Consider the following 5,232-nt stretch of genomic DNA (forward strand, 5'->3'; position numbering starts at 1 on the left):
CTGGGGGCAGCATGTTGCCCGGTGCACCTGGCAGCGCGGGGCCGGAGGGCGCGGGTGCCGGCTGCCACTGTCGGCCGCGTCCCCGCGAGGCTCCAGCACCAGACAGAATTGCGTGCGGATTCTCGCAATCGCTTCCCAAAGGCGCAGGTGGACGGCATAATGAAGTCACTAGGGCGACGGCCTCCCGTCGCCGATCGTGAACGATACCGGCACCCACTCGCGCTCGGTCCACGTTCGGACAGGTCTGTGGGTACACGTGCCCCAGACGGCTATCGACGAGCTTGGTCACCGGTGGAGTCCACGATCCGAGGGCACCTCTACGCGAGGTGCCCTCGCTCTGTGTGCGGCAGGCCCGCGGTGGGGATCGATGGCGGGGTGGCGGCGGGGATCGGCGCGAGCGAGGCGCGGCTGACGGCCGGCTTGGTGCCGCAGAAAGGCGCCGCGGGACTGGGGCGCGGAACTGCGCCTGGCCTACAGGTGTGGCCGAAGCTCATCGCGCGAGGTCGGCAGTGCGTTACAGAAATTCGCGGAAGTTTTGCGCAAAGTTACGCCGTTCGGGGGGTGGAAGCGCTCCCGCGACCTCCCGAGTTCACCAGGGAGCTGCCGGATCAAATGGCTTTCTCTGCAGTTCAGGGGCCTGCGGCAAGGTCCCTAACAGTGTCGCCACGGCCTTGCGCCAGTGTTACCGAGCGTCGCTGAAGCGCGTCCCCCCACCCGTTTGCTTATCGGTCGTCCGACCCGCAGAATGGACCCAGCGCTCCCTACGGGTTGAGCGCGGCGCACCAGCTCCTCCCCCCCGGGGCTTGGCGCGTTGGTGGCCCCCGCTGTCCCCCCAGCGGGGGCCACCCGTATGTCCGGGCACTTTCTGCACAGCCTGTGCGCAAAGAAGCGCCCGATTCGGCGTCCACAGGCCCCCTCGGCAGCCGGGGTCCATCCACAGGCAGCGCCCGCTCAGCCGACGCGAGACAGGGTTGTTCCCGCACGCTGGCTCGCATGACTCGTGCACGCATCATCGGTATCTCCGGGGCCTCCGGAGGAGTGGGGGCCACCTGCCTGGTGGCGGCGGTCGGCCTGCGCGGGCAGCGCCGCGGCCTCGAGGTGGTGTGCGTCGACCTGCGCCGCTACGGCGGCGGCCTGGACGTGACCTTCGGCATCGACCACGAACGCGGCCTGCGCTGGCCCGACCTGGCGCGCGCCCGCGGCCGCCTCGATGTCCCAGAACTGTTGCGGCACCTGCCGCGCGCCAACGGCCTGCCGGTCGTCTCCCACGACCGAGACGCCACCGTCGACCTCGACCCACAGGCCGTCGCGGCGGTGGTCGACGGACTCGCCGCACACTCCGACCTCGTCGTCATCGACCTGCCCGCGCCCGGCGACGGCGAGTTCGCATCGGCCGTCGCACTGCTGCATCAGGGCATCGTCGTCTGCGGCAGTGGGCCCGCCCAACTCGCCGCAGCCGGAGTCCACGCGTCGGCGTGCGTCGACCTCGGCCTCTCCTGGGAGATCGTGCAGCGACTCGACCGCCGTGCGCCGCCCGGCCTGGCGCACATCGTCGGCGACGCCCTCGGTCTGCCGGTCGCCGCCCTCCTGCCCGACGACGAGCGAGTCGGCGCCGACCTGCGCCGCGGCCGCATCCCCGGCGGCCGCGGACACCTCGCCGAGGCAGCCGACGCCGTACTCGAGGCCGCGCTGGAGCCGATGCGGAGCATCGCATGAGCCAACAGAGCGCCATCTGGGGCCACATCCGCGCCGGGCAGGCGCCGACCCCGCGTCGAGTCGACGACGTCATCGCCCGCTCCGCGCTCATCCTGGGGCGCGACGGCGTCGAACAGGCGACCGCCCGGTTGGGTTCCGCGGTGCTCGGCGCCGGGCCGCTCGACCCGCTGCTGGCCGACGAGGCCGTCACCGACGTGCTCGTCAACGGCACCCTCGGCGTCTTCGTGGACCGCGGCGACGGCCTGACCCCCTGCGCTGTCGAGATCGGCGACGAGGAGGCAGTGCGGCGGCTCGCGGTGCGGCTGGCCGGCCTGGCCCGGCGTCGCCTCGACGAGGCCAGCCCCTATGTCGATGGCCTGCTGCCCGGCGGCGTCCGCCTGCACGCCGTGTTGCCGCCGCTCGTCGACGGCGGCGCCCACATCAGTTTGCGAGTGCCGCGCCGAAGGGTCAGCTCCCTGGAGCAGCTGCAGGCCCACGGCTCGTTCCCGAGGGACTGGATGCCGGTGCTCGACGCGATCATCGCCGGCAAGCACTCGTATGTCGTCACAGGCGGCACGGGCACCGGCAAGACCACCCTGCTCGCGGCGCTGTTGGCCCGCGTCCCGCAGACCGAACGTCTGCTCGTGGTGGAGGACGTGCGCGAACTCCACGTGCAGCATCCCCACGCGGTGCGGATGCAGACGCGACCGCCCAACGTCGAGGGCGCGGGCCACGTCGACATGGTCGCGTTGGTCCGGCAGTCGCTGCGGATGCGCCCCGACCGGCTCGTCGTCGGCGAGGTTCGGGGCGCGGAGGTGCGCGAAATGCTCACCGCCCTGAATACCGGCCACGAAGGGGGGTGCGGCACCCTGCACGCCAACAGCAGCCTCGACGTGGTCGCCAGGTTCGAGGCGCTCGGCGCGCTGGCCGGCATGACCCCGGAGGCGACCCGATGCCAGCTGGCCAGCGCCGTCTCCCTGGTCATTCACCTGCGCCGCGGCCAGCGGCGCCGATACATCGAGTGCATCGGCGTGCTGGGCGAGATCGACGGCGAACTGGCCGTGCTCCCGGCCCTCATGCAGGACGCTCCGCCCGCCGACGCGGCCGACACGGAGCCGATCCCGCGGGTCTGCGAGCCGGGGTGGGACCTTCTGGCTGCCATGTGCGCAGGCCAGCATGGATGAGACCGGGATGCAGGAGGGCCGGCCGGCCCCCGGAGTAGGCGTCGTGGCCGGGAAGGGGACTGCATGTCCGCAGCGTTGAGCGGCGCCCTCGTCGTGGCGGCGCTGCTCTGCTGGCCGTCCCGGCGGTTGCCCGCGGCGGTGGGCGCGCCGGGTGCGCAACAGCCGGATGCCGTCGATCGCCTCGTTGCCAGGGTGGTGCGACTGTGGGATGCCCGCAGCCTCGCCGACGAGGTGGTGCACCTGGTCGAGTCCATCGGTGCGGCGCTGACCGCGGGGCTGGGGCCGGCCGACGCGCTGGTCCTCGTCAGCGACAGCCGCGCCACCTTGGGTACCCGCCGCAACGCCCTCGATGCTGCCCTGCCCGCCCTGGTCCTGCGGGCCCGCATGGGGGAGTCGCTATCGACCGGCTGGCGCGAGGTCGCCGATGACGTGGGCTCGCCGCAGCTGCGGATGCTGGGCCGCGCCTGGGCGCTGAGCGAGGCGAGCGGCGCGCCCCTGTCGACGACGGCGACGACCGTCGCGGAGCTGTTGCGCGCTGACCGCGACCGGCAAGCCAAGGCGGCCGCGGCGGTGGCCGGCGCCAAGGCGACCCAGCAGATCCTCACGATCCTGCCGCTGGCCGCGCCGTTGCTCGGGCTCATGATGGGCGTCGATCTCGTCGCCGCCTACACGCAGAACCCGCTGATCATGGCTTGTGTCGCGCTCGGCATCGCGCTGGTCTTCGTCGGCCGGTGGTGGATCAGTCGCATGGTCGCGGGCGTCGTCAAAGGACCGGTGCTCGCGTGAGCGCCGCCCTGGCCGGCCTGGCCGTCGCGCTCGCCGTACTCCTCCTGCCCGGCCGCCGTTGGCGGTCCGCCCTGCCGGTGCCGCCCGCGGCGCCCCCGAGCGTCGGCGCGCCGGTGGTGCAGATCGCGGACAGCATCGAGCTCATCGCGCTGGCGATGCGTTCGGGCTGCGGCATCGTCGAGGCACTCGACCTTGTCAGCGATCAGCTCGACGACATCACCGGGGTGCATCTGCGCACGGTCTGCGCGGCCCTGCGCTGGGGGATGAGCGAGGAGGAGGCGTGGGGGGCCGTCCCACCGGACTGGGCACCCGCGGCTCAGGCCCTCTCCCTGGCGGCCGGAGCCGGAGTGGCCCCCGGCGACCTGCTGCGAGCCGCGGCAGCCGACGTGCGTCGTCGGGAGGAGCATCGGATCGAGGCCGCCACCGAGCGGATGGGCGTCAAGGTCGTGCTGCCGCTCGGCCTTACCTTCTTGCCGGCGTTCATCCTCACCGCCGTCATCCCGCTCGTTCTCGCGCTGACTTCGCAGATCTTTCCCTTCTGACCGTTCGCAGGGTTCTGGATCGCCAGGGTTCTGGAGCGCCGCCCGCCGGGCTTCCCGGCGGGCGGCTTGCGCTTTCCCCGTTTCGTTACCCACATGCCCCCCTCACTGTTGGGGTTCATCCACAGGTGACGTCTGTGATTCCTGCAGCGCGTTGCCCGAATGCCGCAGGCTGTGATTTGTCACAACCCACCCGAAACGAAAGGTCGATCAATGTCCCTGCAACTCGTCAGGCTTTATCACTCGTCGCCGGCCCACGCACTGGCGCACCGGCTGCGTCAATCCAACGACTCTGGGATGTCCACCGCTGAATACGCCATCGGCACGCTGGCCGCTGTCGCTCTTGCGGGAGTTCTCCTGACCATGCTCGGCAGCGACGCCATCAAAACCCTGCTCAACACGGTCTTCCAGAAGGCCCTGACGCCGCCGAAGCCGTGATGCGCGGCGGCCCAGCTCACAAGCAGCCGACGAGGGAGGACGGCATGGTCACCGCGGAGTTCGTCACGGCGCTGCCGGCCATCATGCTCATCCTGTTCCTGGCCCTCACGGTGCTCGGTGTCGCCTTCGATCAGATCCGCTGCCTCGACGCGGCCCGGGCGGCGGCCCGGTCCGCGTCGAGGGGCGACTCCCCAGGAGAGGTCCGGCGGATCGCGCAGCGGCTCGCGCCGCCGGACGCCACGGTGGCCATCTCCGGCGGCCCGGTCGTCACGGTGGAGGTCCGCTCCCCGGCGCGCACCATCGCCGGCCTGATCCCCGCGGGGCTCGACACGCATGCCAGCGCGTCGATCCCGAGGGAGCGTCCGCTGTGAGGGCCGACCGCCGGGCGGCGCCCCGCCTGCGGGCCTGGTGGGGTGCCGCCCAACGGCGGCTCGCGGACGACGCCGGGATGAGCACCGTGCTGTCGCTGGGCATCATCTTGGTCACCATCGCCCTGATGTTCGCGGGCCTGCTCATCGCCGGCGCGGTCCTGGCCACCCACCGCGCTCGCGGGGCCGCCGACCTCGCCGCCCTGGCCGCCGCCACCCGGC

At 72.2% G+C, this 5,232-nt stretch carries 7 protein-coding genes; all 7 read left to right on the plus strand.

Annotated elements, in window-relative coordinates; translation table 11 throughout:
• The first annotated feature begins 993 nt into the window (after positions 1-993).
• On the plus strand, positions 994-1,716 hold the full coding sequence (locus tag KILIM_RS20985; RefSeq protein WP_006594769.1) for a cellulose synthase operon protein YhjQ/BcsQ: 723 nt from the start codon (positions 994-996) through the stop codon (positions 1,714-1,716).
• Complete coding sequence (locus KILIM_RS20990) at positions 1,713-2,879, plus strand: TadA family conjugal transfer-associated ATPase (RefSeq protein WP_006594770.1); 1,167 nt, start codon at positions 1,713-1,715, stop codon at positions 2,877-2,879. The genes KILIM_RS20985 and KILIM_RS20990 overlap by 4 nt, the downstream gene beginning before the upstream one ends.
• Before the next feature lie 63 nt (positions 2,880-2,942).
• Positions 2,943-3,665, plus strand: coding sequence for a type II secretion system F family protein (locus tag KILIM_RS22920; RefSeq protein WP_006594771.1), 723 nt, complete (start codon positions 2,943-2,945; stop codon positions 3,663-3,665).
• The gene (locus KILIM_RS21000) at positions 3,662-4,207 is read left to right on the plus strand and encodes a type II secretion system F family protein (protein ID WP_006594772.1); all 546 of its coding nucleotides are present in this window, start codon (positions 3,662-3,664) and stop codon (positions 4,205-4,207) included. Before KILIM_RS22920 ends, KILIM_RS21000 begins: the two co-directional genes overlap by 4 nt.
• A 210-nt stretch (positions 4,208-4,417) precedes the next feature.
• The gene (locus KILIM_RS21005) at positions 4,418-4,642 is read left to right on the plus strand and encodes a DUF4244 domain-containing protein (RefSeq protein WP_006594773.1); all 225 of its coding nucleotides are present in this window, start codon (positions 4,418-4,420) and stop codon (positions 4,640-4,642) included.
• Between the two features lie 44 nt (positions 4,643-4,686).
• Positions 4,687-5,013 (plus strand): TadE family type IV pilus minor pilin, encoded by a 327-nt coding sequence (locus KILIM_RS21010; protein WP_006594774.1) that lies wholly within the window; start codon positions 4,687-4,689, stop codon positions 5,011-5,013.
• The coding region (locus KILIM_RS24235) for a pilus assembly protein TadG-related protein (protein WP_006594775.1) at positions 5,010-5,232 on the plus strand (223 nt) is incomplete at its 3' end. The genes KILIM_RS21010 and KILIM_RS24235, both read left to right, overlap by 4 nt.

The organism is Kineosphaera limosa NBRC 100340 (genome assembly GCF_000298215.1).
Classification (GTDB): Bacteria; Actinomycetota; Actinomycetes; order Actinomycetales; family Dermatophilaceae; genus Kineosphaera; species Kineosphaera limosa.

Coding starts and splice junctions, on each gene's coding strand:
- KILIM_RS21010 (WP_006594774.1), top strand. CDS start 4,687: ATGGTCACCGCGGAGTTCGTCACGGCGCTGCCGGCCATCATGCTCATC.
- KILIM_RS20985 (WP_006594769.1), top strand. CDS start 994: ATGACTCGTGCACGCATCATCGGTATCTCCGGGGCCTCCGGAGGAGTG.
- KILIM_RS21005 (WP_006594773.1), top strand. CDS start 4,418: ATGTCCCTGCAACTCGTCAGGCTTTATCACTCGTCGCCGGCCCACGCA.
- KILIM_RS20990 (WP_006594770.1), top strand. CDS start 1,713: ATGAGCCAACAGAGCGCCATCTGGGGCCACATCCGCGCCGGGCAGGCG.
- KILIM_RS22920 (WP_006594771.1), top strand. CDS start 2,943: ATGTCCGCAGCGTTGAGCGGCGCCCTCGTCGTGGCGGCGCTGCTCTGC.